Origin of the sequence: Streptomyces sp. NPDC058812, assembly GCF_042744565.1 — a bacterium.
GTDB classification, from domain to species: domain Bacteria; phylum Actinomycetota; class Actinomycetes; order Streptomycetales; family Streptomycetaceae; genus Streptomyces; species Streptomyces thinghirensis.
The window spans coordinates 1-1,150 of the sequence record NZ_JBHYOB010000082.1 but is presented as its reverse complement, the minus strand read 5'-3'; the positions used below and the strand labels follow the sequence as shown (position 1 = coordinate 1,150).

Sequence of the window (1,150 nt, the reverse complement as noted above, 5' to 3'; positions counted from 1 at the left end):
TGCTCGTCGTCGCTGGTCGCCCTGCACCTGGCCGCCCAGGCGCTGCGGGGCGGGGAGTGCCGGCTCGCGCTGGCCGGAGGCGTCACCGTCATGGCCACCCCCGGGATGTTCGTGGAGTTCAGCCGCCAGCGTGGGCTCGCCCCGGACGGCCGGGTGAAGGCGTTCGCCGACGGTGCCGACGGCACGGTGTGGGGCGAGGGTGTGGGTGTCCTGGTCCTGGAGCGGCTGTCCGACGCCCGGCGCAACGGACACCGCGTGCTGGCGGTGATCCGCGGTTCCGCGGTCAATCAGGACGGTGCGAGCAATGGTCTGACGGCGCCGAACGGTCCGTCGCAGGAGCGCATGATCCGGCAGGCCCTGTCGGCCGCCCGGCTGGCCCCGGCCGAGGTGGACGTGGTGGAGGCGCACGGGACCGGCACCAAGCTGGGCGACCCGATCGAGGCGCAGGCGCTGCTGGCGACCTACGGTCAGGGACGCGCCGAGGACGCGGAGCCGCTCTGGCTGGGCTCGGTGAAGTCGAACATCGGGCATGCGCAGGCTGCTGCGGGTGTGGCGGGTGTGATCAAGATGGTCGAGGCGTTGCGGCACGGGGTGCTGCCCCGGACCCTGCATGTGGACGAGCCGACCCCGCACGTGGACTGGGAATCGGGCCAGGTCCGGCTGCTGGACGAGGCGAGGCAGTGGCCGGACGCGGGTCGTCCCCGCCGGGCGGGGGTGTCCTCGTTCGGGATCAGCGGCACCAACGCGCACGTGATTCTGGAGCAGGCGCCCGTTGACGAGTCCTCCGGGCAGGAGCCCGAGCAGGATGCGGACGGGCTGGACGGGCTTGTGGTGTGGCCGGTGTCGGCGAAGACGCCCGGGGCGTTGCGGGAGCAGGCGGTGCGGCTGGCCGCGTATGTGCGCGGCGCCGGTGAGGATCTGGACGCGGCGGCTGTCGCGCACACCCTCACGCATGGGCGGGCCCGTTTCGATCTGCGGGCTGCGGTGCTGGGTGAGTCGCGGGCGGATCTCCTCGCGGCGGTGGAGGCACTGGCCGCGGGTGAGGCCCACCCGTCCCTGGTGAGCGGGACGGTTGCGGGGGGCAGGACGGTGTTCCTGTTCACCGGTCAGGGTGCGCAGCGTCCCGGGATGGGGCGGGACTTGTATGAGG

General features: G+C 73.3%; 1 protein-coding gene. It reads left to right on the top strand.

Translation table 11 applies throughout. The features are described 5' to 3' along the window. Positions 1–1,150 (top strand): beta-ketoacyl synthase N-terminal-like domain-containing protein (locus ACFW48_RS38780; RefSeq protein ID WP_386323392.1); only part of this gene is annotated, 1,150 nt, incomplete at both ends.